At 70.7% G+C, this 23,138-nt stretch carries 24 protein-coding genes and 1 pseudogene; 15 read left to right on the top strand and 10 right to left on the bottom strand.

The genetic code is table 11. The features are described 5' to 3' along the window. From ACIRHA_RS03390 to ACIRHA_RS03375, 4 genes are read left to right on the top strand one after another with little or no spacing between them, the layout of a single operon-like run. Window positions 1-975 (top strand): hypothetical protein, encoded by a 975-nt coding sequence (locus tag ACIRHA_RS03390; RefSeq protein ID WP_403839322.1) that lies wholly within the window; start codon window positions 1-3, stop codon window positions 973-975. A gap of 32 nt (window positions 976-1,007) precedes the next feature. Continuing rightward, window positions 1,008-1,703, top strand: a complete 696-nt coding sequence (locus ACIRHA_RS03385; protein WP_403839320.1) for an alpha/beta fold hydrolase — start codon at window positions 1,008-1,010, stop codon at window positions 1,701-1,703. Further along, window positions 1,700-2,395: a TetR/AcrR family transcriptional regulator gene (locus ACIRHA_RS03380; protein ID WP_403839318.1), complete on the top strand. Its 696-nt coding sequence runs from the start codon at window positions 1,700-1,702 to the stop codon at window positions 2,393-2,395. Before ACIRHA_RS03385 ends, ACIRHA_RS03380 begins: the two co-directional genes overlap by 4 nt. A 51-nt stretch (window positions 2,396-2,446) precedes the next feature. Continuing rightward, the gene (locus tag ACIRHA_RS03375; RefSeq protein WP_403839316.1) at window positions 2,447-3,169 is read left to right on the top strand and encodes a luciferase family protein; all 723 of its coding nucleotides are present in this window, start codon (window positions 2,447-2,449) and stop codon (window positions 3,167-3,169) included. Here ACIRHA_RS03375 and ACIRHA_RS03370 read toward each other — a convergent pair. Next, window positions 3,159-4,082 (bottom strand): LysR family transcriptional regulator, encoded by a 924-nt coding sequence (locus tag ACIRHA_RS03370; protein WP_403839314.1) that lies wholly within the window; start codon window positions 4,080-4,082, stop codon window positions 3,159-3,161. The two genes, ACIRHA_RS03375 and ACIRHA_RS03370, sit on opposite strands and share 11 nt — an antisense overlap. Window positions 4,083-4,171: 89 nt before the next feature. On the opposite strand from ACIRHA_RS03370, the gene ACIRHA_RS03365 reads away from it, so the two are divergent. Together ACIRHA_RS03365 and ACIRHA_RS03360 are read left to right on the top strand one after the other, a co-directional pair. Further along, window positions 4,172-5,077, top strand: a complete 906-nt coding sequence (locus ACIRHA_RS03365) for a hypothetical protein (protein WP_403839312.1) — start codon at window positions 4,172-4,174, stop codon at window positions 5,075-5,077. Window positions 5,078-5,118: 41 nt separating this feature from the next. Continuing rightward, window positions 5,119-5,823, top strand: coding sequence for an HpcH/HpaI aldolase/citrate lyase family protein (locus ACIRHA_RS03360; RefSeq protein ID WP_403839310.1), 705 nt, complete (start codon window positions 5,119-5,121; stop codon window positions 5,821-5,823). 181 nt (window positions 5,824-6,004) lie between these two features. Here ACIRHA_RS03360 and ACIRHA_RS03355 read toward each other — a convergent pair whose 3' ends face one another. The 3 genes from ACIRHA_RS03355 to ACIRHA_RS03345 are packed head-to-tail and all read right to left on the bottom strand — an operon-like array spanning window position 6,005 to window position 9,916. Continuing rightward, window positions 6,005-8,047: an acetoacetate--CoA ligase gene (locus ACIRHA_RS03355; RefSeq protein WP_403839308.1), complete on the bottom strand. Its 2,043-nt coding sequence runs from the start codon at window positions 8,045-8,047 to the stop codon at window positions 6,005-6,007. Beyond that, a complete protein-coding gene (locus ACIRHA_RS03350) occupies window positions 8,044-9,018 on the bottom strand; it encodes a VOC family protein (protein WP_403839306.1) in 975 nt (324 codons plus the stop codon). The genes ACIRHA_RS03355 and ACIRHA_RS03350 overlap by 4 nt, the downstream gene beginning before the upstream one ends. Before the next feature lie 34 nt (window positions 9,019-9,052). After that, complete coding sequence (locus ACIRHA_RS03345) at window positions 9,053-9,916, bottom strand: fumarylacetoacetate hydrolase family protein (RefSeq protein ID WP_403839304.1); 864 nt, start codon at window positions 9,914-9,916, stop codon at window positions 9,053-9,055. A gap of 116 nt (window positions 9,917-10,032) precedes the next feature. Between ACIRHA_RS03345 and ACIRHA_RS03340 the strand changes: the two genes are divergently transcribed. Further along, window positions 10,033-10,713, top strand: a complete 681-nt coding sequence (locus ACIRHA_RS03340; RefSeq protein WP_403839302.1) for a GntR family transcriptional regulator — start codon at window positions 10,033-10,035, stop codon at window positions 10,711-10,713. A 177-nt stretch (window positions 10,714-10,890) separates the two neighbouring features. Next, a complete protein-coding gene (locus ACIRHA_RS03335) occupies window positions 10,891-12,252 on the top strand; it encodes a PucR family transcriptional regulator (protein WP_403839300.1) in 1,362 nt (453 codons plus the stop codon). A 5-nt stretch (window positions 12,253-12,257) separates the two neighbouring features. Here ACIRHA_RS03335 and ACIRHA_RS03330 read toward each other — a convergent pair whose 3' ends face one another. Next, window positions 12,258-13,457 carry an acyl-CoA dehydrogenase family protein gene (locus ACIRHA_RS03330; RefSeq protein ID WP_403839298.1) on the bottom strand — a complete coding sequence of 400 codons (1,200 nt, stop codon included), beginning with the start codon at window positions 13,455-13,457 and terminating at the stop codon, window positions 12,258-12,260. 301 nt (window positions 13,458-13,758) lie between these two features. Between ACIRHA_RS03330 and ACIRHA_RS03325 the strand changes: the two genes are divergently transcribed. Continuing rightward, window positions 13,759-14,325 (top strand): flavin reductase family protein, encoded by a 567-nt coding sequence (locus tag ACIRHA_RS03325; protein WP_403839296.1) that lies wholly within the window; start codon window positions 13,759-13,761, stop codon window positions 14,323-14,325. Window positions 14,326-14,459: 134 nt separating this feature from the next. Beyond that, on the top strand, window positions 14,460-15,557 hold the full coding sequence (locus ACIRHA_RS03320; protein WP_403839294.1) for an MBL fold metallo-hydrolase: 1,098 nt from the start codon (window positions 14,460-14,462) through the stop codon (window positions 15,555-15,557). Between the two features lie 181 nt (window positions 15,558-15,738). Here the strand turns inward: ACIRHA_RS03320 and ACIRHA_RS03315 are convergent, their stop codons facing one another. Both ACIRHA_RS03315 and ACIRHA_RS03310 read right to left on the bottom strand, forming a co-directional pair. Then, window positions 15,739-16,374, bottom strand: coding sequence for an IclR family transcriptional regulator (locus tag ACIRHA_RS03315; protein ID WP_403839292.1), 636 nt, complete (start codon window positions 16,372-16,374; stop codon window positions 15,739-15,741). A 59-nt stretch (window positions 16,375-16,433) separates the two neighbouring features. Continuing rightward, a pseudogene (locus ACIRHA_RS03310) lies at window positions 16,434-16,484 on the bottom strand (hypothetical protein); the annotation flags it as partial. Here ACIRHA_RS03310 and ACIRHA_RS03305 point away from each other — a divergent pair. Next, on the top strand, window positions 16,474-16,956 hold the full coding sequence (locus tag ACIRHA_RS03305) for a MarR family winged helix-turn-helix transcriptional regulator (protein ID WP_403839290.1): 483 nt from the start codon (window positions 16,474-16,476) through the stop codon (window positions 16,954-16,956). The pseudogene ACIRHA_RS03310 and the gene ACIRHA_RS03305 sit on opposite strands and share 11 nt — an antisense overlap. A gap of 11 nt (window positions 16,957-16,967) precedes the next feature. Here ACIRHA_RS03305 and ACIRHA_RS03300 read toward each other — a convergent pair whose 3' ends face one another. Genes ACIRHA_RS03300 through ACIRHA_RS03290 form a run of 3 tightly spaced genes read right to left on the bottom strand, consistent with a single transcriptional unit; the run spans window position 16,968 to window position 19,536 of the window. Further along, window positions 16,968-18,119, bottom strand: a complete 1,152-nt coding sequence (locus ACIRHA_RS03300; protein WP_403839288.1) for a flavin reductase — start codon at window positions 18,117-18,119, stop codon at window positions 16,968-16,970. Further along, window positions 18,104-19,000, bottom strand: a complete 897-nt coding sequence (locus ACIRHA_RS03295) for an SDR family oxidoreductase (protein WP_403839286.1) — start codon at window positions 18,998-19,000, stop codon at window positions 18,104-18,106. Before ACIRHA_RS03295 ends, ACIRHA_RS03300 begins: the two co-directional genes overlap by 16 nt. A gap of 14 nt (window positions 19,001-19,014) precedes the next feature. Beyond that, on the bottom strand, window positions 19,015-19,536 hold the full coding sequence (locus ACIRHA_RS03290; RefSeq protein WP_403839284.1) for a nuclear transport factor 2 family protein: 522 nt from the start codon (window positions 19,534-19,536) through the stop codon (window positions 19,015-19,017). Window positions 19,537-20,046: 510 nt separating this feature from the next. On the opposite strand from ACIRHA_RS03290, the gene ACIRHA_RS03285 reads away from it, so the two are divergent. The 4 genes from ACIRHA_RS03285 to ACIRHA_RS03270 all read left to right on the top strand — a co-directional run bounded on the left by ACIRHA_RS03285 (window position 20,047) and on the right by ACIRHA_RS03270 (window position 23,101). Further along, a complete protein-coding gene (locus ACIRHA_RS03285; protein WP_403839282.1) occupies window positions 20,047-20,427 on the top strand; it encodes a cupin domain-containing protein in 381 nt (126 codons plus the stop codon). A 28-nt stretch (window positions 20,428-20,455) separates the two neighbouring features. Then, window positions 20,456-20,617: a hypothetical protein gene (locus ACIRHA_RS03280; protein ID WP_403839280.1), complete on the top strand. Its 162-nt coding sequence runs from the start codon at window positions 20,456-20,458 to the stop codon at window positions 20,615-20,617. A gap of 44 nt (window positions 20,618-20,661) precedes the next feature. Continuing rightward, window positions 20,662-21,933: an acyl-CoA dehydrogenase family protein gene (locus ACIRHA_RS03275; RefSeq protein WP_403839278.1), complete on the top strand. Its 1,272-nt coding sequence runs from the start codon at window positions 20,662-20,664 to the stop codon at window positions 21,931-21,933. An 88-nt stretch (window positions 21,934-22,021) separates the two neighbouring features. After that, window positions 22,022-23,101: a zinc-binding alcohol dehydrogenase family protein gene (locus ACIRHA_RS03270; RefSeq protein ID WP_403839276.1), complete on the top strand. Its 1,080-nt coding sequence runs from the start codon at window positions 22,022-22,024 to the stop codon at window positions 23,099-23,101. The last annotated feature ends 37 nt before the right edge of the window (window positions 23,102-23,138 follow it).

The following is a 23,138-nucleotide window of genomic DNA, read 5'->3' as shown; positions in this document are numbered from 1 at the left end:
ATGTCCTCCACCGAGTCCACCGCTTACCTCGCCTGTGTCGTGCACGTGCCGCTGTTCACCATGCAGGAGCGCGAGAGTAACGCCGACGCCTGGAAGGCCTACGACGCCCGCGTAGCCGAGTTCCGAAGCTTCGACCCCGATCTGGTCATCGTCTTCGGCGGCGACCACTACGACAACGTCTTCCTCAACAACGCCCCGCAGTTCATGGTCGGACACAAGGCCTGGGCCGTGGACGACTGCGGTGGCAGGCCCGGCACCCTCGACGTCCCCATGGACATCTCACGGAAACTGGCCGACCACCTGGTGGCGCAGGACTTCGACATCGCCACCTCCTACGACATGGGGGTGGACCACGGATTCTCCAACGTCCTGGGCCACTTCCTGGGCGACCTCGACGCCAAGCCGGTCATCCCCATCCACGTCAACGTGCTGAGCGAGCCGCGCCCGACCATGCGCCGCGTCCGGGCGATCGGCGAGGCGGTCGGCACGTTCGCCCGGACGCTGGGGCTGAAGGTCGCCTTCCTGGGGTCGGGCGGGCTCTCGCACGAGACCGACTCGATCTTCCCGCAGTACGACACCGCCCCCGACGAGGTCACCCGGGACTACATCGTCAGCGGCGGCGCCCGCGGGACGCTGACCCGCGCCGCGTTCATGGAGAAGATCCAGACCGGCATGGACGACCTCAGCGGGCAGCTGGTCAGCGGCGAGCTCAAGGTGCCGTGGATCAATGAAAAGTGGGACGAGAAGTTCCTGGCCACCTTCGCCGGCGACCTCGCCGCGTTCGACACCTGGACCGACGAGGAGATCCTCCGGGCGGGCGGTGGTGGCGGCTCGGAGATCCGTCAGTGGGTAGCCGCCGCTGCGGCGGCAGAGGCCTGCGGAGCGGGCGAGCGCGTCGTCGACTACTACTCGCCCGACACCGTCACAGCGGTCGGCGTGGGCATCGCGCACAGCCGGCTGCGCACGGGTCAGTGAGCCCTACGCCCGGGGCGGCGGCTGGGGAAGGCGTGGTCCTGGTGCACGGCTGGGGCGGCAGCGCGGCCTCGGACTGGGAGGACAACGGCTGGCGCCGGTCCCTGTCCGGACAAGGGCACACGGTCGTCGCGGTCGATCTGCCCGGACACGGTTCAGGGCCCCAGCCCCATGATCCCGGTGACTACGCCGACCTCGCCTCCGAAGTCCTGGGGAGACTGCCCACCGACGGCGTGCTGGACGCCGTTGGCTTCTCACTCGGCGCCAAGGTGCTCCTGGAGATCGCGGCCCGGCATCCGAACCGGTTTCACCGACTGGTGCTGGGCGGGCTCGGGGACAACGCGTTCGCCCCCGAGCCCCTCGGGCAGGACCTCGCCGACGTCCTGGAGAACGGGGCCCACGCCGAGGCCTCGACGGCCGTCCGGGAACTGGCGGACTACGGCGTCGGCAACGGCAACGACCCCCTGGCCCTGGCCGCCTGCCTGCGCCGCGCCGCGAACCCCGTACTCACCCCGGACCGGCTGGCCCACGTCCGCTGTCCCGTGCTCCTGGTGGTCGGGGAGAACGACCCGGTGGCGCATCCGGTGCACGCGCTGGCCGCCGCGCTGCCCGACACACAGGTGCGGGTGCTCGGCGGTGTCGCCCACCTGGACCTGCCCGGATCGATCGAGTTCCGGCGGCTGGCGCTGACGTTCCTCGACGCGGGGGCACTCACTAGCATGACGCGATGACCACCCAGCCCTCCTCACCCCCGCCCACCCGACCGCCCGAGACCGACGGCGGTCGGGGAGCGCGGAAACGCGCCGAGACCCGGCTGCGGCTCATCCGGGCCGCCTTCGAACTCCTGGGCCGGCCCGAGGGACGCCACACCCAGATCGAGGACGTCATCCGGCACACCGGGGTGGCCCGGGGCACCTTCTACAACTACTTCGACAGCCGCGACGACCTCCTCGACGTGATGGCCTACGAGCTGAACCACGGGATGGACGCGGCCGTGGCGCGGGCACCCGACCCCGCCACGCGCACCAGTTGGGCCCTGCGGCTCTACATCCGCAAGGCACAGCGGAACCCGCAGTGGGGCTGGGCCATGGTCAACGTCGCAGCCAACGGCCGGCAGGCGTTCGGCCACGACACGTTCCGCAACGCCACCGAGACGCTCCAGGACGGAATCGCCGACGGCCTGCTCCGGATCAGCAGCCTGGAAGCCGCCCTCGACCTCGTCACCGGTGCCGGCCTCCAGGCCATCCACTCGGTCTGCCGCGGCGAGGCCGGCCCCTCCCACGCCGAGGACGTCACCCAAGCGGTCCTCCTCGGCCTCGGCCTGCACCGCTCCCGCGTCCTGCGCCTGCTCGGCTCACCCCTCCCGGCCCTTCCGATCGGCACGAACCTCATCAGCGAGGACTACGGCGACCAGGCGCAATGACCTAGCCGTGGCCTTGCGTTCGCCTGAACGTCCTTCCGTTTGGAGCACGCCATGACCTCATCCCCGCAGCGGCGCCCCTCCCCGGCAGCACTCACCGCGACCCTCTGCGCCCTCGCCGCCGCGAGTACCTGGGTCCGGCGCGACTACCGCGCCTGGAAAACCCTCGGTGTCGGCGGACTTCCGCACTCTCCCCGCGGCTGGCTGACCACGACATGCCTCCGGCTCAAGACGATCGACCCCCTGGACGTCACCGGATACGGAGACGACGGTGACGGTCGCCGCACCACGGGTCGGCTGGCCGAGCTGACGTACCGCAACGGCCCACGCCCGTCGGTCGGCCACTGGCCCATCCCGCACCGACCGGTCGACCAGAGCGTGGGCACAGCCATGCGCCATGCGCTCGAAGCGGTGTTCGGGGATGCGGTCGCCGCGCACGCGAACATCGCGACCTGGCAGCGCAGTCGGCTGGAGGGCCACTGCCAGGCGATCACCCTGGTGGACCATGAGACCGCGCCCACCGACATCCGCGCGACGCGGGGCGAGATCGCCCACATCCATCCCGGCGATGGCTCCATGCATCTGGTCCTGGCGGCGCCTGACGCCCGAGCCGTGATCGAGAAGTCCTGGGGCGAACGCCACCCCCTGGCCGGGGCCACGCCCCAGCTCCCCGCCACGTATCTGTTGCTCTACCCGCCGCGCGACACGGCCGAGCTGGAGGCCGTGGCCGGCATCCTCGACGCGGCCGTACGCCACGCCGCCGGGCTCAACCGCTGACCTCCACGCGGTTCTCCACGGGAAGCTCCGCCTCACGCGCCGTCTCCCGTAGCGTGCCGACCAGGTCGGAGACGGTCGGCCCTGCGTCCTCGCGCGTCAGCGCGCAGATCGCCACACTCAGCTCCGGCGTCACAGGCCGCATCACCACTCCCGGGACGCGGTCGAAGGCTGCTCCGAGCGCCGGGTGCAGGCCGACCAGTCCACCCGCCCGCACTTGCAGGGCCAGGTCGTCGTAGCGTTCGACCTCCGCCACGTCGACCGGTTCCAGGGCCGCCCGCGCGAAGGCCATCCGGGCGGCCCCCGCCCAGAACGCGTTGTCCTTCCGGGGTGTCATCACCAGCCTCCGGCCTCGCAGTGAGGTCATGGTGACGACGTCCTTGCGGGCCAACGGGTCGTCCTGGGCCAGCAGGGCCACGATGGGGACCTCCCGCAGTACGGAGCTCCGCAAGGGCGGCTGCACCGACGCCGACCAGCACAGGCCGATGTCGACCGTGCCCGCCGCCACCGCCCGCTGCTGCTGATGGGTGTGCATCAGCACCGGCCGCCAGGGCGGGTGAGCGGGGTCCCGGCTCTCGGGCGTGACATGGAGGCCCGGCAGCAGCAGCTGCCCCAGCTGAGGGGTGTGCGCGACGACCACCTCCGGACGCGGCGTGCGCGCCCGAGCGGAAGCACGAGCGTGCGCCCGCAGCAGTTGCTCGTAGGGCCCACGTACCTCCTGGAGGAAGCGCGCGCCCTCGGGCGTCAGGTCGACCCTCCGGCTGGTGCGCGCGAACAGCCTGCCGCCGATGCCGCGTTCCAGAGCGGCGACCGTCTCCGAGACGGTCGCGGGGCTGCGGTGCAGCCGCTCGGCGGCACGACCGAAATGCAACTCGTCGGCGACCGCGAGGAAGCACTCCAACTGAGCGAGGTTCATCCCGGCCTCCCTGATCATTCGGTTGCGCCGAACGATGCTATCGGCACTTGCTCATTGATCGCACCGGAGCGGGGTCCGACAGTGAGGACATGCCCCACCCCATTGATGATCCCCGCCGTCTCCTGAACCCCGCGCCCCGCGCCGACACCGGCGGTCGGCTGCCCCGGGAACCGTACGTGACCGAGTGGGCGCGGACGCCCGGCCGCTCGCAGTACGTGCGCGGGCAGAACTTCACCGTCTCCCTCACGCCTCTCGGCCCCGGCGAGGCGGTCGAGGAGTCCGACGTACCCGACGAGCACATCGTGCTGCTGACACAGGAGGGCGTGCGGCTGTCGGTGTCCTGCCCGAGCGGGCAGGCCGTCCTCGACGAGCCGGGCGTGGTGATCGTGCCGCCCGGCGGCGGCACCGTCACCGCCGACCGGGAATGCACGGTACTGAAGGTCTTCTCCGGCCTCGCGGGGGCCGTACAGGAGCGAGCCGCGAACACGGCCCTCTATGACAGCCCCGATCCAGCCGTCGCTCCACTGCCGCGGCACAGTCCCGCGGCACGGCCCACAGGGCCCGTCGTCCACCGGATGTCCACGGTCTCCGAGGACCCTGCCCGCCTCGGCCGGATCTTCCGAACCTCGAACCTCATGATCAACTGGTTTCCCCGGCAGGAGGGCCCCCGGGACCCCGAGAAGCTCTCCCCCCACGTCCACGACGACTTCGAGCAGGGCTCGGTGACCTTGGCCGGGGACTTCGTCCACCACTTCCGTACGCCGTGGACGCCCCGGCTGAGCGAGTGGCGCGAGGACGCGCACGTCCCGTGCCAGAGCCCGTCCGTGGCGGTCATCCCGCCGGGCGTCGTTCACACCACGCGTGCCGTCCACGACGGAGACCACGACCTGATCGACGTCTTCGCGCCCCCGCGGCGGGACTTCCTCGAACAGGGCTGGGTCCTCAACGCGGCGGACTACCCAGTCGACCCCGCACCGCAGGGCGGTGCCATGTGAACCCGCTGGAAACAGCCGAACGTCCGGTACTGGGAACGTTCGTGAAGCTGCCCACCCCCGAGATCGTGGAGGTCCTCGCGGCCGGCGGGCTCGACTTCGTCGTCCTCGACAACGAACACGCCCTCATCGGCCCCCGGGACCTGTCGGCGATGATCGCGATCGCTCGCGGCTGCGGCATCGTGCCCTTCGTGCGGGTCCCCGGCCACGCGCCGCGGGACGTGCAACCTCCCCTGGACGCCGGTGCGGCAGGGCTGATCGTCCCGCACGTCGACGACGCGGACCAGGCTCGCGACGCCGTCGCCGCCTGCAGGTTTCCGCCACTCGGCCGGCGGAGCGTCAGCAACTCCGGGCGGGCGGGTGGCTGGGGAGGCGTGGGACTGCCGGACTACATGGAGCAGGGCAACCAGGACGTCTGCCTGATCGGCCAGCTGGAGAGCCGTGAGGCGGTCGAGAACGCCGACGCCATCGCGTCGACTCCCGGCCTGGACGGCGTCATGATCGGCCCCGCCGACCTGGCCGTCAGCTGCGGCCTCGGGCTCGACGACCCCGAGCTGGAACGGATGGTGCGCGGTATCGAGGAGACCTGTCGACGCGCGGGCCACGTCATGGGGATCACCGCGCCCGACGGCGCCGGTGCCGCGAGCCGTATCGCCCGCGGGCACCGGTTCGTCGTCGTCGCCACCGACGCGGCCCTGCTCGTTCGCTCCGCCCGCGCGGTCGTGGCCTCCGCTGCCGCGTCCCGGTAACGGTGGCCTCCGCTTCCCGACGTGTGTGCCGACGGGCCCCTCGGCTTCTGCCCCGGCGGCGAGCCGGCCGACACGCTGGAAGTGGGATCACACCGGCAGCAGGTGAACTGGGGCGTACAGCGGCTCCTTGCCGCACGGAGGAGCGGTGGGGGCTCGCCTCTCGCCCGGCACGGCCCGGTGTTCAGGGAGCGGCGTTCGTCTTGGCGGTGTGGTCCGTGGAGCCGGTACGGGACGCGGTTCGTGCGAACCGGGTGAAGTACTCCAGCGCCGCGATGTCGTCGACGGCTTCGCGGCTCGCGACCTGACTGATGTCGGCGCCCTGCAGCAGGCGTTTGACGGGGATTTCGAGCTTCTTGCCGGTACGGGTGTGGGGCAGGGCGGGTACGTCGATGATGGTGTCGGGGACGTGCCGGGGCGAGGCATGTGTGCGGATGGTGGTCGTGATGGTGTCTCGCAGCGCGTCGGTAAGTTCGTGGCCGGGTTCGAGGACGACGAACAGCGGCATCCAGTAGTCCCCGTCGGGGAGTTCGGCGCCGATGACGAGGGACTCGCGGATGCCGGGCAGTTCGTCGGTGACGGCGTAGATGTCGGCGCTGCCCAGTCGTACTCCGTGCCGGTTGAGCGTGGAGTCGGAGCGGCCGGAGACGATGACACTGCCGTGCGCGGTGCGGGTCGTCCAGTCCCCGTGCCGCCACACGCCGGGGTAGGAGGCGAAGTACGCCTGGTGGTAGCGGCTGCCGTCGGGGTCGTTCCAGAAGTACAGCGGCATCGACGGCATGGGCCGGGTGACCACGAGTTCGCCGACCTCGCCGGTGACCGGTCGGCCGTCGGCGTCGAACGCCTCGAGTGCCACGCCCAGGAACGGGGCGGAGATCTCGCCTGACCAGACGGGTGTGGTGGGGGCGCTGCCGGCGAAGCCGCTGACGATGTCGGTGCCGCCGCTGGTGGAGGCGGTCTGGACGCGGTCGCCCACGTGGTCGCGGACCCAGTGGTACGACTGGGCGGGCAGGGGTGCGCCCGTGGAGCCGAGGACGCGCAGTGCGGACAGGTCGAGGTCGCGTCCGGGTTCCAGGTCGGCCTTGGCGGAGGCCTGGAGGTAGCCGGGGCTGACGCCGAGGACGTCGGTGCGGTGCTCGGCGGCCAGTTCCCACAGGCGCTGCGGGCCCGGATACGCGGGACTGCCGTCGTAGAGCACGATCGTCGCGCCGACCAGCAGGCCGGAGGCGACCAGGTTCCACATCATCCAGTTGGTCGTCGTGTACCAGCAGAAGCGGCTGCCGGGACCGAGGTCGAGGTGCAGGCCGAGGAGTCGGTGGTGGTCGAGCAGGACGCCGCCGTGTCCGTGGACGATGCCTTTGGGGGTGCCGGTGGTGCCGGAGGAGAACAGCACCCACAGCGGTGCGTCGAAGGGCAGTTGCTCGAAGTCGCACGGCGCGGGATCGGCCAGCGCGTCCTCCCAGCGCACCGTCTCCTCGTCCGAGGTGCCGGCCGAGGCGACCGGGGTGGTGGCCAGGCCGAGGTTCGGGACCTGGACCGTAACGCGGACGGACGGCAACGCGTCGCGCAGCGCGGCGGACTGGGCGCGGCGGTCGTGTTCGCGGCCGTTCCAGCGGTAGCCGTCGGCGGCGAACAGCACGACCGGTTCCAGCTGGGCGAAGCGGGTGGCTGCACCGTCGGCCCCGTAGTCCTGTCCGCAGGCCGACCACACGGCGCCGACGCTCGCCGAGGCCAGGAACGCGACCACCGAGTGGAGGGTGTTGGGCAGGTAGCCGACCACGCGGTCCCCGGGTGTGACGCCCTGTCGGCGCAGCCATGCGGCCAACGCGCCGACCTGGGAGCGCAGTTCGGCCCAGCTGGTGTATGTCGTCGTGCCGTCCTCGCCGATCGAGATCACCGCGTTCTCGTCGGGTTCGCCGGTGCGCAGGGCGTGCTCGGCGTAGTTCACCCGGGCGCCGGGGAACCACCGTGTGTGCGGCATCGGGGCGTCGTCCAGGACGCACTCCCGTTCACCGGTGGTGCGCAGGTCGAAGAAGTCGGCGACGGCCGACCAGAACCCGGGCAGGTCCCGCACCGACCATGACCACAGGGAGGCGTAGTCGGCATGGGTCACGCCGGTGCGCCGGGCGACGAAGTCGGTGAACCGCGCGAGGCGTGAGCGCTGCGCTTGCGCCGGGTCGGGCAGCCAGACCGGTTCGGCGGCCTCGCGGGCCTGTGGGGTGTTCACCGTGCCTCGCCTCCGGCCGGGGTGTGGGCGCCGGTCATCAGGGCGGCCAGGTCGTCGGGGGCGAGGAACGACGCGGGCGGCGGCGGGCCCCAGGCCCACAGGGACTTGGCGCCCTCGAAGTCGCCGGGCTTCCACAGGGCGTCGTCGACGATGCAGTCGAGGTCGGAGTAGTACTCGGAGAACGTGCCGGCCGGGTCCTTGAGGTACCAGAAGAAGTTCGAGCCGATGTAGTGGCGGCCCAGGCCCCAGGTGTGGCGGTCGGGGTCGGCCTCCAGCATGGCGGAGGCGCCGCGGCCGATCTCGTCGACGTCGTCGACCTGCCAGGAGGTGTGGTGCAGGAAGGCCACGGGAGCCTGCTGCACGAGCACGTTGTGGTGATCGGTGGAGCAGCGCATGAAGGCGGCCAGGCCCTTGACCGTGTCGCTGACCTTGAAGCCGATGCCCTCCTGGAAGAAGCGCTGCGACGTCTCCTGGTCGGTGGAGCCGAGAACGACATGGCCCAACTTGCGCGGGCGGACCGGGTCTTCACGCAGGATGCCCGGAGCACGCTCGTGGAGGCGGGCGTCGACGCCCGGCGCGTTGTACGGGGCCGTGTGCGCGGGAGGCTGGGCGAGGCGCGGGGCGAGGTGGACGCGGACGAGGACCTCGGTGCCCGGGTCGACGGCCGTCAGGGCGCCGGCCGCGCGCTGGACCGGTATGTCGAGGCGGGCGAGGGAGGCGGCGACCCGGTCGAGGTCGTCCGGATCGTCGGCGCCCACGCCGAGCTCGACCAGTCGGCGGCGCGGGGTGTGCACGATACGCAGTTGCTCGCCCCCGTCGGCGGTCGCGAAGACCTGTGCGGGGTGGGGTGAGCGGGTGGTGGTGTCCGGAAGGTCGGGTACGGGGGTGAGCCCGAAGTCGGCGTAATAGGCGGCCGTCTGCTCTACGTTCGGCACACCCATGACGATCTGGGTCAGTCGGTGCAGTGACACGGTTGCGGCTCCTTCGCGCGCGGGGAGGTGTCGTTCAGGACGCGGTCATCGGGCTGCGCAGGGTGCCGACGCCCTCGATCCACGTGACGAGGACGTCCCCGGGCGCGAGGAACTTCGGCGGCGTGCGGGTGCCGCCGACACCGGCCGGGGTTCCGGTGAAGATCAGGTCACCCGGCAGCAGCGGGCACACGGCCGACAGCCGGGTGACGAGTTCGGGGACATCGAAGACCATCGCGGAGGTACGGCTCTTCTGCAGGACCTCGCCGCCCTCCAGTCGGCAGCCGAGCTCCAGGTCGTCGGGGTCGTCGAACTCGTCGGTGCTGACCAGCTCCGGGCCGACCGGGGCGAACCCCGGGTGGGACTTACCCAGGGAGAACTGCGGTGCGGGGCCGGTCAGTTGGAGCCGCCGCTCCGAGAGGTCCTGTCCCACGCTGAGCCCGGCGACGTACGACCACGCGGTCTCGCGAGTGGCGCGGTGGCAGTCGCGGCCGATGACGACGACGAGTTCGGCCTCCCAGTCGACCAGGCCGTCGGGGAGGGCCACCGCAGCTTCGTGGCCGGTCAGGGACGTACGGAACTTGGTGAAGACGGCCGGCTCGGCGGGCACCTCGAGGTTCGACTCGGCGATGTGGTCACGGTAGTTGAGGCCGACCGCGAAGATCTGGGCCGGACGCGGAACGGGCGGACCCCACACCGCGCCGGCGTCCGCAGCGACGACGGGGGCCTGCGCCGCCCGCGATGACGCCAGGTACTCCCGCGTCCAGGACGAGAACGCCTCCCAGTCGGCGAGCGCCGTCTGCGGGTCGGGGCCGAAGCGTCCCCCGCTCGCCTCCGCTACGTCGATGTAGCCCTCGGGGCCCTTGATGACCAGTCGTTCGTCGATGTGTGCCAAGCGCATGGGGTTCCTCCGTGCCGTGTTGATGTCTGCGGTTGCAGTGTTGCGATGAAATCTCGGTGAAGCAATAAATTAACGATAATTTCTTACCATGTCGTTCACTGCTACGGTGTGTGGCCATGGCTGGTGAGAAAGCAACTAGAGGCGGCATCGTCTACGCGAGAATCCGCGAAGAGATCTTCCAAGGGGTGTTCAGCCCCGGTCAGCGGCTGCGTCTCGTGGAGCTGGCGCAGCGGTTCTCGGTCAGCCAGTCGGTCGTGCGTGAGGCCCTGACGCGCCTGTCCGAGCAGGGCCTCGTCCACGCCGCCCCCCAGCAGGGCTTCCGCGTGGTCACGGTGTCCCTGACGGACCTCAACGAACTCACCGAGGCACGGATCGAGATCGAGACGCTGGTCCTGCGCCGGGCCATCGAGCGCGGCGACATCACGTGGGAGGCGGCCGTGGTCGCGGCCCACCACCACCTGGCCGGCACCGAAGGAGTACGGCCCGACGGCACCATGAACAGCGAGTGGTTCACCGTGCACGAGCGCTTCCACCAGACCCTGCTGGAAGCCTGCGGCAACGGCCGACTGCTGGCCGCGGCCCTCACCCTGCGGGACGCGGCCACCCTGTACCGGCACTGGTCCCGGCCTGTGGGCCACGACGTCGACCGCGATGTGCCGGGTGAGCACAAGCGGCTCGTCGACGCGGTGGTGCGCCGGGACGCGGACGAAGCCGCCCGGCTGCTCGCCGGGCACATCGACCGCACGTCCGAGGCTCTGCGTACGGTGATCGAGAAAGATGCCGGCGCGTTGCCTTAGGTCCTGTCCGGAGTTCCCTCCGCCCGAGCCGCGCCCGGCGTTGACCGTCGCGGGCCGGCCGCCTCGACCCACCACCGTCCGGACGCACGACGCGCTCCCCGAGAACCTGATGCGCGGCAGCGACCCGGCGGTGACCAGCGCAGCGCACGCTGCTTTCACGACGGCAAGGACGGCGTCATGACGGCTCAGGAATCCTCCGGCCCCTCCTCCTGGATCTACCGGCTCGCACCACCCCCCGGCAGCGAGGCACCGTACGCGCCCGCCAGCTCGGCGAGCAGTATCGCCGAGGCCACGGAACGCCTGGGCCCCGAACCGGCGGCCTGGGCCGTTCGGACCGGCAGCGATCTGGCCCGCCTCATCCTCGACGAGGTGCCCGACCTCGGTGGAGGCGAAGGCCCCTTCGAGACGCTGCGCATGGGTACGGAAGCCGCGACACTGGATGCGCTTGTGCTGCTCGCCGATCCCTCGGCCGACCGGCCTGTGCCCGAGGAGTCCTTGCTGGGCGACCGTGAGTTCGCCCGACGCCGCATCGCCCTGGACAAGGTCCTGCGCGGCATCCGGGTAGCCCATGCGGCTCTGGCACGATCGCTGATGACCGCGTGCCAGGATCTCGTCCGACCGGACGAACTGGCGGAGCAGTTCCGTCGCGTCTCCGAACTGCTCTTCGGCTACATGGACGTGTTCTCCTCCCACATGACCGCGGAGTACCTTGCCGAGCACGACCGATGGATCACCAGCGGTGCGGCGGCCCGCGAGGAAACCGTGCGCCTCATTCTCGACGGCGAACCGATCCGGCCGTGGGAAGCCGGCCAGGTGCTGGACCACCCTTTGGACGGACCCCAGTTGGCCCTCATCGCATGGTGCGACGCTCCCCGGGCCGAGGCCACGAGCGACGTACAGTCCGCCGCCGCCGAACTGCTCCGCCGACGCGGCTGCACCTCCGTACTGGTCGTGCCCATCGGCGGGACCACGGTGTGGGCCTGGGGCAGCCCCCATCCCGCACCGTCCACGACCCGGGAACGCGAGCCGGATCTCCCCGCCGACATCCGGTTCGCCTGCGGCTCCGTGCGCGAGGGCCTGTCCGGCTTCCGCCACTCCCACGAGGACGCCCAGCACGCCGCCCGCGTCGCGCAGCTCAACCCGCACGGCACCGGACAGGTCATCGACTACCAGGACATCGAGACCGCGGCCCTTCTCTCCATCGACCTGCCCGCGCTGCGCCGCTTCGTGAGCGACGAACTCGGCGCGCTGGCCGTGGACGACGCGCACACGCGGCAACTGCGTGAGACCGCCCGCCTGTACCTGCGCCACGAGCGCAGCCTGAACGTAGCTGCCGCGCACCTCCACGTGGCACGCAACACCGTCACCTACCGCGTCAAACAGGTACAGAAGCTGCTCGGGCACGACCTGGCCGCCCGGTTGCCCGAAACGATAACGGCCCTGGATGCCGCGCGGGTCCTGGGGACCGCTGTCCTGCGACGGGACATGAGGCAGGACATGGGTGGGGTGCATAGCAGTGCGTCTCGCCGTTCCGGTTGAGGGAGTCAGATCAGCGGAGTGACCTGCTCCTCGATGCCCAGGAGCGCCCGCCCGTACAGCTCGCCCGCGATGGCCGGGTTGATCACCGCGTGCCGACTGCCCGTCTCCTGGTCCCGCCAGATCCGCTGCAGCGGGTTGGCCTCGGCGAAGCTTCCGGCGCCCTGGACGCTCAGCAGGAGGTCGAGGGCCTCGCGGGACCGGCGGGCCACGTACCCGGTGTCCATGCGCACCCGTGCCCGCGTCTCGAACGGCATGTACTCACCGGAGGCTGCCCACGTGTCGATGTCGTCGGCCGCCCGCATCAGGTGCAGACGCGCGGTGTCGATCAACTGAGCGGCGTCCGCCATCTGGATCTGCGTGGACGGAGCCTCACTGGACTTCTCGTAGAAGGTGTACGAGATGCCCTTGCCCTTGGCGAGCGAGGCGGTGACCACGTCCATCCCCGCCTGCGCCAGGCCCACTTGCGGGCCCGCCAGCACCAGCGCGAGCACCGGAACCAGCGCCGAGCGGTACAGGGTCTCCTCGGTGTGCTCGGTCGGATAGGTGCCCTGTACGGCCCGGGTCACCGACAGGATGCGGTGGTCGGGGACGAAGACCTCGTCGGCGACGAGGGTGTTGCTGCCCGTGCCCCGCATCCCGGCCACGTACCAGGTGTCCTCGATCGTCAGGTCGCCCATCGGGATGAGCGCGGCGCCCTGGTCGATCTGCTGGCCGGAGGCGTCGACGACCGGGATGCCCAGGCTGGCCCACTGGGAGTGCAGGCTGCCCGAGGCGAAACCCCAGCGCCCGGTGACGACCTGTCCGCCCTCGACGGCCCGGCTGGTGGCGCTGGGCGCCACCACCCCGCACACCCGGGCGTCGGGGTCGTCGCCCCACACCTCCTGCTGGGCCTGCTCGGGGTACAGGCCGACCAACCAGTTGCAGACGTTGATCAGGGTCGCCACCCAGGCGGTCGACCCGCATCCGCGGGACAGTTCGGAGGTGATCTCCAGGAAGGTCCGGAAGTCCACCTCGTGACCGCCGAACCGCCGCGGCACCGTCATCCGGAACAGTCCGGCCTCGGTCAGGGCCGCGATGTTCTCCTCGGCGATCCTCCGGTCCGCTTCCGTGCGGCCGGCGTTCTCCCGCAGCAGCGGCACCAGCCCCTCCGCGCTCTTCTTCAGCGTCGCGGCGACGCTCTGGGGTCCGGGCGTGGTGGTGGTCATGAAGTCCTCCGGCTGTTCGCGGCTCATGTGGCGGCGTCTCTCACGGCGAGACGTCGCTACCGGGATTCCACTGCGCTGTGACGCCGCTGTCCTGTGTCCGGGACCGCAGAGTTCGCCCCGCTGTTTGGGCCGCCGGACCAGAGGGGCGGACGTTTGAGCCGGGCGCCCAACACCGCACGGTCGCCTTGGCCGCCCGGCCCAATGCCATCAGGAGGCAACCGTGGAATCACTGGAGTGACCCGCCGAGGCCGCCTGCCCGCCGCCGGCGCACGGCCCGGCTCCCGCTCCCCTGGAGGTCGATGTGTCCGCATCCGCCCTTGCTCCAACAGACCTGCCCACAACGACGGGTGACCCCGCCGTGTTCCGCCGCGTACTCGGCCACGCGCCGACCTCTGTGTGCGTGGTGACCGCCACGACACCGCAGGGCTCGGTGGGCGTCACGGTGGGCAGCTTCACCTCCGTCTCCCTCGATCCGCCCCTGGTGGTGTTCTACGGCGGCCGGCAGTCGGCCAGCGCCGCGGCGATCATCGGCGCCGGGCGGTTCTGCGTGAACGTGCTGGCCGAGGACCAGCAGGCGGTGTGCGCGGCGTTCGCCGGACGGGCGGCGGACCGGTTCGCCACCGGCCGGTGGGAGCAGTCGGCCACGGCGCCGCCGCGACTGCAGGCCGCGGCCGCCTGGATCGAGTGCGACGTCGAGGACAGCTTCCCCGCGGGCGACCATGTGGCGGTGACGGGCCGGGTACGGTCGCTGGCCGCTGCCGACGGGCACCGGAAGCCCCTGATCTTCCACCGCGGCCAACTCGCCCGCCTCGACCGCGCGCAGACCATGCACGTACCCACGCGCAGTTTCGACTGGTGGGACATCTGAGCCACCCGCATCGGCTCCGCCCTGTGCGGGCCTGCACGGACGGGCCGAGGCCCCCTACGAACCACCCCACGATCCGGCCCCGTACGGCTGCCCGACCACCGCCCGTACGAGGAGCGACACCAGGAGCTGCTGCCATGACCATGCCCTCGACAGCCGGCCAGAACGACACCCCCGAGCCGCAACACACCACTCCGCCAACGGAGTTCGACACCCGCGGCGCGGCAGGAAACGGCCCGTCCCGGCGCTCCGTCCTGGCCGCCACGGCCGGAGCGGGCACCACCGCGCTCGCCGCCACCACGACCCTCGCGACGCCCGCGGCCGCCGCGCAGAAGGAACCGGCCAAAGGCCATGGGGCCACAGCGCGCACACCCCACGAATCCATGACCTGGACCACCCTCGGCACCGCGTCAGGCCCCATCCCCGATGCGCACCGCGCGCAGCCGGCCCACCTTCTGCGTACCGCGAACGCGTACGTCCTGGTCGACGCGGGAGACGGCGTCGTCGACCAGATCGCCAAGGCAGGCATCGCGCTGGAGGACGTGCGGACGGTGTTCCTCAGCCACCTGCACATCGACCACACGGGCGGCCTGTGGGCGCTCATCGGGCGGCGCTTCCAGCTGGCGGATCCGGGAACCCTCGTCATCTACGGACCCGCCGGCACGCGCCGCACCGTCGACGGCATCCTCGCCGGTCAGCAACCGCTCCACGACCTGGCCCAGGGGCGTGGTTCGACCCAGGAAGTCATCGAGATCGACCCGGAGAACACCATCGAGGTGGACGGGGTGAAGGTGCGCGCCACAATCAACACGCACTACGGACCCGCGGACTCGGTACGAGCCACCGCTTCACCGTCGCTGTCCTACCGGTTCGAATCCGCACGGCGGACGATCGTCTTCACGGGAGACACCGGGCCCAGCACGGCCGTCGAACACCTCGCGCAGGGAGCGGACCTGCTGGTCAGCGAGATCATCGACGTGGAAGACGCGCTGCGGCAACTGATCGCCGGGCGTCCTGACCTGACCTCGGAACAACTGGCGGGCATACGTGCCCACTTCGAGCAGGAGCACCTCACCGCGGACCAGGTCGGACTGCTCGCCCGGCGTGCCGCGGTCGGCTCGCTCGCGCTGACGCACATCGGCATGAGCGACGGAGCCGTCCCGGATGCGCGACGGAGCATCCGCCGGCACTTCAAGGGACCGACGACGTTCGCCCGTGACCTGGACTCCTTCTGATCCATCTGGCACACCGGGGCGGGACGGGAGACAGGTGCGCCCGCGACACCGGCCACACCTGCCGCGCCCGGCCGCAACAGGCGCGGGCCGAGGCCGCCCGGCGTCCGCCGCGTCGGGCACCCGCCGTTGCCTCGCCGATGACCGGAGACCGCGCATGTCCCGTGCGGACGCCCCAACGCCGTCACCGGCGCCGGCCCCCGTACCCTTCGCCCCTGTCGGCCCTGCCGCTGTCCTCGGTGAGCCGCCGCGAGATCGCGCGGGCCGTCGCCCGGAACGCGGGCACGTACTCGGAATGCTGCGTGCCGGTGCCGGGTGTCACGACCGACAGCGCCGCCACCACCTCCTCGCCCTCGCGCACGGGCGCGGCCACGGTGCTCGCCGGCCGGGGACTGCTCTGGTGTCCGACGGCGTAGTCACCGCGTCTGATCTCCGCGAGCACACGCCGCAGCTCGGCGGGGGTGCGGAGGTCGTCGTCACCCTGGTGCGGCTCGTAGGCGGCGATGGCCGTGTCCTGGACGGCCGGCGGGGCGAACGCCAGCAGCACAAGGCCCACGCCGGTGAACGCCAGGGGCAGCCGACCCCCGACGCGGTAGTGCACGGGACCGGCGTCCCGGGCCGACAACCGTCCCACGAGCAGCGCCTCGCCCTGCTCCCGGACGGCGAGCAGCACATGCTGACGGGTGACGTGGAAGAGGTCTTCCATGAACGGCATGGCGACCGCCCGCAGCCCGTGCCCGCGCGGCGCCAGCGACACGGTCTCCAGCAACCGCAGCCCCACGACGTAACGCCCGTCGTCGAGACGTTCCAGCGCGCCCACCCCACCAGCGAGCGGACCAGCCGCAGCGCACTGCTGCGAGGCGTGCCACTGCGCTGTGCGAGTTCGGCGAGCGTCTGCGCACGATGGTCACCGTCGAAGGTGCCCAGCACCGCGAACGCCCGGTCGATCACCGGCTGCCCCTCGGCCGGCCTGCCGCCGCGCCTGCTCCGGCCGCCCTCGGACGCCGGCGCCTCCGGCTTCGGGGTGCTCGCCCTCGGCGCGGACCGGCTGCTGTTGACCACTGGCGGACTGAGCAACGTCCTGCGCCGACTCGATGCCCGCGGTCTTGTCTCCCGTGTTCCGGACCCCGTGGACAGGCGGAGTCACAACGTCCGGCGGACACTTACGGGGGTCTCCACCGCTCTGGACACGACCTCCGCGGTGACCACGGCGATCCACCGCACCCTCTCCGCAGTTCCGTCCACGACATTGCTCGACGCCCTGCATCAGCTGCGATCCGTCCTCGGTGCCGTCGGCGACGCTCCCCTGGCCACGCCCACGGTGCGGCAGACCCTCGACGCCCGCGCCCCTGAGACCCCGGGTTCCCCGCCGCCGCCGAGAGCCGGACGAACGGTCGCGTAGGGGATGGGTGGTCAGGGTGTGGAAGGCACGCTCCGGGCCACCCGTTTGAGGCCGTCGATCCACGACTCGACCTGAGCCGTCGATGCGGCACCGGGCAGCCCGGTCATACGCAGAGCCATCGGGGGCAGGTCGGCCTTCGTCGGGATCAGGACGACGATCGAAGCGAGGTCGTAGCTCCGTCCCGGCACCAGGTCGGGGCAGAAGAGTTCGGCCAGCTTCGCGGTCGCCTGTCGGACTGCGCGTTCCTGGCTCGGCAGACGGTCGGACTGCTCGAACGCGGACAGCGCCGCCCGATGACGCTCGAGCAGGTGCGGCTCTGTCGCAAGGAGGGAATAGCCGCGCTCGCGGACCCTGTCGAGCAGCGCACTGTAGAGTTCACGGCTCTCACGACTGTCGTCCGGTGCGCGTCGCAGCCACTCGTCGACCGCCGCCGGGCCCTCGTCCACCATGAACACGGCTCCCATCGGAGGAATCACCGGTTGCCGGTGCCCGAGCGGGGGTGAGTCACTGGCGGATCCCTGGTTGGTGGCGAGCACTTGGACCGCGTCGTCGCGGATTCTGGCAAGGACACTGCAGTTGACCGAGAACTCGGTGCTGAGCTCCTCGACCTGAGCCCTGATGGTCTCGGCGAGGTGCGCCGCCTGGATCAGCTCGGGGTCGGGGGCGGCGACGAAGGACCCGGGTGAGAACCGCCCGTAGCCGCCCTGGAAGAAGAGCAGCGGCAGCGTCGACCGTTCGACGGTGAGACCGTGGACCCGGCCCAGGACGATGAAGTGGTCCCCCGCTTCACGGACCTCCTCAAACGTGCACTCGATCCACGACACCGCTCCCTCGAGGATGGGCGAACCCAGCGGGCCGGCCCGCCAGCCCACACCGTCGAACTTGTCTTCTCGCCTGGTCGCGATCTGCCGGCAGAGCGGCTCCTGGTCGGATGCCAGGACGTTGACGCAGAACGCCGAGGCGGTCCGGAGCCGCGCGAAGGTGCGCGAGTTGCTCGCCGGGTAGAAGGCGATCAGCGGTGGATCGAGGGAGACCGACGAGAAGGTTCCGACGACCATGCCATCCGGTGTCCCGTCGTCCGTCGCTGTCGTGACGACGGCCACCCCGGTCGGATAGTGGCCCAGGGTCTCGCGGAAAAGGGTGGCGTCTATGGAGCCGGGCATGGCTTCTCCGTCCGTTCTTGGAAGGCGTGGAACTCCCTGCGGACGAACTGCTCGAAGGTCGTGGGCCGCCGACCGAGCAGCCACGTGAGCACGTTGGGGTTCCCGATGAAATCGTGGCTGCTGTAGCGGGCGCTGATCGCGCGCAACACCTCGGCCTGGTAGGGCACCTCGTCGAGGTTCTCGACGCCGAGGGACGCCTTGAGGAAGACCGTCGAGTCGATCTCCTCGGCGGTGACCTCACGCCCCGTCACCTCGGAGATGACTCGGGCGAGGTCGTACGCCGTGTAGCGACCAGGTGCGACGAGCTCGTAGGTGGCACCCTCATGCCTGCCAGGGTCGGCCACGACGGCCGCCGCCACCTCCGCCACGTCGTCGACGGCGACCATCGACTGGTAGCGGTCGAGCGACCACGACAGGCGGAAGACGGCGTCCTGGAAGGCGGGGAGCAGCCGGTGGCGCAGCATGTAGTTGGCCGGCTGGAGGATGGTGAACTCCAGGCCCGACGACACCAGATGCTCCTCGATGTCACGCTTGATCTCGTGCTGGATCAGGTCCGTGGTGATCGCGTGCAGCACTGAGCTGAACACGAAGTGCCGCACGCCCGCCTGCTTCGCGATGTCGATGGCGGCGAACCCCGTCGTCCGCTCGTCGGGATGAAGGGCGGGCCCGACGTAGTAGACCGTCTCCACGCCGCGCATGGCACGCGCCAGTACCGCTGGATCGGCGAGATCGCCGACCAGGACGTCGGTCACGCCGGCGGCGCGGAGCGCCTTCGCGGACTCGTCGGAGCGGACACAGGCGCGCAGCTCGGCTCCCGCTGCCACCAGCCTCGGGACGAGACACTTTCCTTGGTTGCCGTTCGCGGCGGTCACGAGAATCACAGGTGCACCCCCGTCTAGTTCTTGGTGATCGCCTTCAGGAACGTGATGTCGCCCTTCTTGGCAATCTGGTGCAACCCGATCGCGTTCATGTCCGGCTGGTGCTCGCGCTGCGGCTCGGGCACCGAGGGGTTACCGGTCCACGACAGCAGTCGGCAGACGCGACGCTTGATGCGCCAGCCGTCATCGGTGCGGACGAGCTCGTCGTCGTAGTAGCCGGTTCCTGTCCAGGTGGGACCGCCTTCGGCCGCCTCGCGCACGAGGATCCAGTTGCCGTAGCTGAAGGCGTTCGCCTTGTCCCCGTCGACGTTGACCAGTTGGCCCATCATCGTGTGAACGTGGCTGTCGAGGCTGTCGTGGAACCCGGCGAAGGACGTCTTGAACTCCTCGAGACCCACCCAGGCCGCTCCGGCAGGACCGAAGACGGCCTCCACGTCCTCGGTGAAAACGCGGTCGAACAGATCCCACTGACGTGCGTCGAGCGCGAAGGCGTACATGTTCAGGGCCTCGATGATTGCGGCCTTGTCGTCGTTGACCATGCGTGTGTCCCTCTTCTTCATCGGGTGTCTGAAGCCAGGCGGATCGAAAGGACCTCGCCGAGCTGGGGGTACGTCATCACAGCGACGCGCTGTCGTACGGGAAGGCGCGGTTCGGCTGCGTCGGACGGGACAGCGGCCTGAGAGCCATCATTGAGAGCCACCACATTTTCTGTCAACACTTTGGAGCAGGGCGAATGATCGACATCTACAGCCCGCGAACCGTTCGGCGATAGACCGACGACACGTTCCGCCCTCCACTTACTTGGGCTTTACTCGCGCTCCAATGACGCGCCCGCCAACAGGCCACCCGGCTCACGGCCGTGCGCGCCAAGTCGCTCCCAGCGATTCCCGCGCTAAATGTTGACACTTTGCGAGAGCGGCTCCTACGGTGCGACGCACAGGCCCTTCCTTCCGGACGGCGCCGACTCTGCTTCTCAGCAGCCTCGTTCGCCCTCCGTCGACTTCAGCCGCCGCGCGCTTCTGCCCTACAGGCCCGCCAGAAACGAGTTCATGACCGTGCCGATCGACATCACCCGGCTCCCCCAGGCCCAGCCCTTCCAGCCCGCCGGCCACCACGGCGTCGGCCCCGTCCATCTCTTCGGCGGCAAGGACTACGACGGCGCCGTGACGGCAACCCTGTCGCACTACCTCCCCGGAGGACGCGCCGACATGTCGCCCGTCCCCATGGAGACGCTGTACGTCGTCCTGACCGGCACACTGACGATCGACGCCGAGGGCGACACCCACGACCTGCATCCCCTGGACGCGGTGCGGCTCACGACCGGGACGCTCCGCAGTGTCGAGAACCGGACGAACCTGCCGGCGAGCATGATGGTGATCCGGCCCAACCCCGCGGCCGCGCAGGCGAACGAATCCTCCGAGGCGCGGTAATAAGCGGGTTACTCGAGGGCCTCCTCGTGTGCAGATCGCCTGCGGCAAGGACGCCATGTGGCAGCTCCTGTGCGAGGCGTTCGGCATCCGCGCCGACGAGCGTCGGCTCTTCGGCGGCGCGGAACAGGAATCCGTCTCCACACCTGTCTGGTCGGCATCCGCCGCATCTGGCTGCGCCCATGACCCATGAACGACAAGCCCCATGAACGACGAACCACAGAGGAGTTGACGTCGATGAATGAGTCTCCCGACACGTCCGACAGGCTGAAAGCGGTCCTCGACAAGGTGCGTGCGCTGGGGCCGACCTTGCGCGAACGCGCCCTGGACGCGGAGCGTGCGGGCCGCCATTCGGACGAGACCATCGCCGACCTGGACGCCACCGGCGCCTTCGACATCGGCAGCCCCGCCGAGTTCGGCGGCCATGAACTCACCGTGCGCCAGCAGCTCGACGTGGTGTCCGAGGTAGCCAAGTGGGACGGCTCAGCCGGATGGATCGTGTGGGTCGGCGCCTCCACCAACTGGATCCCCGCGGGTTCGGGCGCCCGCGTCGTCAAGGAGGTCTACGCCCCGGAATGGGTCGGCCCGCGCATCGCCGCCTCCAGCCACTTCCCGGCCTCACGGGGACGTGCGAAGCGGACCGGCGGCGGCTGGACCATCACCGGCGGCCCCTGGACCTTCGGCAGCGACTCCCTCTGGGCGCCCTACACAAACCTCGGCTGCATCGCCGACGACGGTGAAGGCCCGTATCTGGTCGGCGTTCAGGTTCCGCGCGACGAACTCCGCTTCCTCGACGACTGGCAGGTCGCCGGCATGCGCGGCACCGGCAGTGTCTCCTCGACGCTGGCGCAGGACGAGCTGTTCGTACCCGAACACCGCGTCGTCGACTTCCGTGACGTCACCGGTGGAACCCTCGACAACGGCCTCGGGGGCTCGCTGTGGAAGGCACCCACTCTCGGCTGGGCGTTCACCCTCATGGCGGGCCTGTCGATCGGTATCGCCCGGGGCGCGCTCGAGCGGTTCCTCGAACGCTCCGCCGGACGGCCTGTCCGTGGCACCACGTACAAGAACCAGCTGGACGCGCCCATGACGCATCTGATGCTCGCCGAGGTGCATTCCAAGATCCAGTCGGCTACGGCGATGACCCGTGCCAACGCGGAGGAGACCGACCGGCTCGGGGCGCTGGCCGCCGCCGGCACTCCTGCCGACGGCGAGTACATGCAGCGCTTCAGCGCCCGGGTCCTCGTCGAGACGGCCTACGCGGCCAAGTGGTGCGCGGAGGCGATCGAGTTGCTGCAGAGGAACTCCGGCTCGACCGCGATCATGGAGAGCGAACCGATCCAGCGAGCGTGGCGCGACGCACGGGTCATCACCCTGCACGGCGCTCTCAACCTCGAGGCCCTCTCCGAGAACTACGGACGGCTGATGGCCGGTTCCCAGCCGCACAAGTTCGCGGGGATCACCACCTTGGACCGCTTCGCCCCGCCCACCCCGGACAAGGACGCCTGAGTTCCCTGGTCCAGGCGCCGAACGTCGTCGCCGCCCGCGGCGCCGGCTCAGGTTCCCCCATGACGTTCACAGAGAGGCAAGCCGGACGATGAGCAGCACACGCTCGCACGACGACACCGACTCGCCGGGCGAGATCCGGGCGGCCGTCGTGGACGCCCCGGGCGCCGTGCCGCGAGTGAGCTCGATCGCACTGCCACCGCGCACGCCCGGTAGCACCCTCGTGGCGGTCGTCGCCGCGCCGTTGAACCCGCTGGACCTGGTCATCGCGTCGGGGACGTTCCATTCGGCGCGTCACGAAGCCCCGTACGTACCGGGCAGCGAGTGCGTGGGGGTCGTGCTCGCCTCCGACCGGCATCAGCCCGGCGCCTGGGTCTACGCCGAGTGTCACGCCTCACCGGACGCTCCCGGCTCCCTCGCCACGCAGGTGCTCGTCGACGACGAGGATCTGCTGCCGCTGCCCGAGGGGATCGATCCGGTACAGGCCGCGGCCGTCGGCAACTCCGGCACGGCGGCGTTCATGCCTCTGGTCGAGGACGCAGCGCTCCGCTCCGGGGAGACCGTGCTGGTGCTGGGGGCCACGGGCGCGGTCGGACAGCTCGCGGTGCAGGTGGCGCACCGGCGCGGCGCGGGCCGGGTGATCGGCGTGGCCCGCGACCGCACAGCGCTGGAGCGTCTGCCGGCCCTCGGCGCCGACGCGACCGTCGATCAGCGCGCGGGCGAGAGCGCTGAGGAACTGGCAGAGCGGTTGCGGGCGGTGACCGGTCCGGTGGACGTCGTCCTCGACGGCGTCTACGGGATGCCGCTGGAAGCGGCGTTGCAGGTCTGCGCACCACGGGCGCGGATCGTCAACGTCGGCAATCCGGCCGGCGCGACCGCGCGGATACCCGCCGGGTTGTTGCGCGGCAAGCAACTCACCCTGTCCGGCTTCGCCGGTCTGCACACTCCGCTACAGGCCAAGCAGGCAGCTCTGACCTGGCTTTGGGCCTGCCTCGCGCGGGGCGAACTGCGGGTCGATGTCCGCACCTTCCCGCTCGAGGACCTCCCGTCGGCGTGGCGGACGCAGGCGGTCTCCCCGCATGCCAAATGCGTTGTCCTGCCTCAGGACGGCGGACTCCGGGAGCACGCCATCACCGCCAGGACCCCACGAGATCGGAGCACACGTCCGTGAGCCACCGCACCCAGACCCGCAGCCGGGAGCCGCACGC

Source organism: Streptomyces sp. NPDC102360 (genome assembly GCF_044766085.1).
GTDB lineage: Bacteria > Actinomycetota > Actinomycetes > Streptomycetales > Streptomycetaceae > Streptomyces.
Note: the sequence above shows the minus strand (reverse complement) of the source record. Positions and strands in the feature narration are given on the sequence as shown.

What these genes read in the sequence shown, in the direction of transcription:
- ACIRHA_RS03320 (WP_403839294.1), top strand. Translation starts at nt 14,460, where the DNA reads ATGACCATGCCCTCGACAGCCGGCCAGAACGACACCCCCGAGCCGCAA.
- ACIRHA_RS03285 (WP_403839282.1), top strand. Translation starts at nt 20,047, where the DNA reads ATGACCGTGCCGATCGACATCACCCGGCTCCCCCAGGCCCAGCCCTTC.
- ACIRHA_RS03290 (WP_403839284.1), bottom strand. Translation starts at nt 19,536, where the DNA reads ATGGTCAACGACGACAAGGCCGCAATCATCGAGGCCCTGAACATGTAC.
- ACIRHA_RS03300 (WP_403839288.1), bottom strand. Translation starts at nt 18,119, where the DNA reads ATGCCCGGCTCCATAGACGCCACCCTTTTCCGCGAGACCCTGGGCCAC.
- ACIRHA_RS03380 (WP_403839318.1), top strand. Translation starts at nt 1,700, where the DNA reads ATGACCACCCAGCCCTCCTCACCCCCGCCCACCCGACCGCCCGAGACC.
- ACIRHA_RS03365 (WP_403839312.1), top strand. Translation starts at nt 4,172, where the DNA reads ATGCCCCACCCCATTGATGATCCCCGCCGTCTCCTGAACCCCGCGCCC.
- ACIRHA_RS03370 (WP_403839314.1), bottom strand. Translation starts at nt 4,082, where the DNA reads ATGAACCTCGCTCAGTTGGAGTGCTTCCTCGCGGTCGCCGACGAGTTG.
- ACIRHA_RS03390 (WP_403839322.1), top strand. Translation starts at nt 1, where the DNA reads ATGTCCTCCACCGAGTCCACCGCTTACCTCGCCTGTGTCGTGCACGTG.
- ACIRHA_RS03275 (WP_403839278.1), top strand. Translation starts at nt 20,662, where the DNA reads ATGAATGAGTCTCCCGACACGTCCGACAGGCTGAAAGCGGTCCTCGAC.
- ACIRHA_RS03345 (WP_403839304.1), bottom strand. Translation starts at nt 9,916, where the DNA reads ATGCGCTTGGCACACATCGACGAACGACTGGTCATCAAGGGCCCCGAG.
- ACIRHA_RS03335 (WP_403839300.1), top strand. Translation starts at nt 10,891, where the DNA reads ATGACGGCTCAGGAATCCTCCGGCCCCTCCTCCTGGATCTACCGGCTC.
- ACIRHA_RS03375 (WP_403839316.1), top strand. Translation starts at nt 2,447, where the DNA reads ATGACCTCATCCCCGCAGCGGCGCCCCTCCCCGGCAGCACTCACCGCG.
- ACIRHA_RS03340 (WP_403839302.1), top strand. Translation starts at nt 10,033, where the DNA reads ATGGCTGGTGAGAAAGCAACTAGAGGCGGCATCGTCTACGCGAGAATC.
- ACIRHA_RS03270 (WP_403839276.1), top strand. Translation starts at nt 22,022, where the DNA reads ATGAGCAGCACACGCTCGCACGACGACACCGACTCGCCGGGCGAGATC.
- ACIRHA_RS03330 (WP_403839298.1), bottom strand. Translation starts at nt 13,457, where the DNA reads ATGACCACCACCACGCCCGGACCCCAGAGCGTCGCCGCGACGCTGAAG.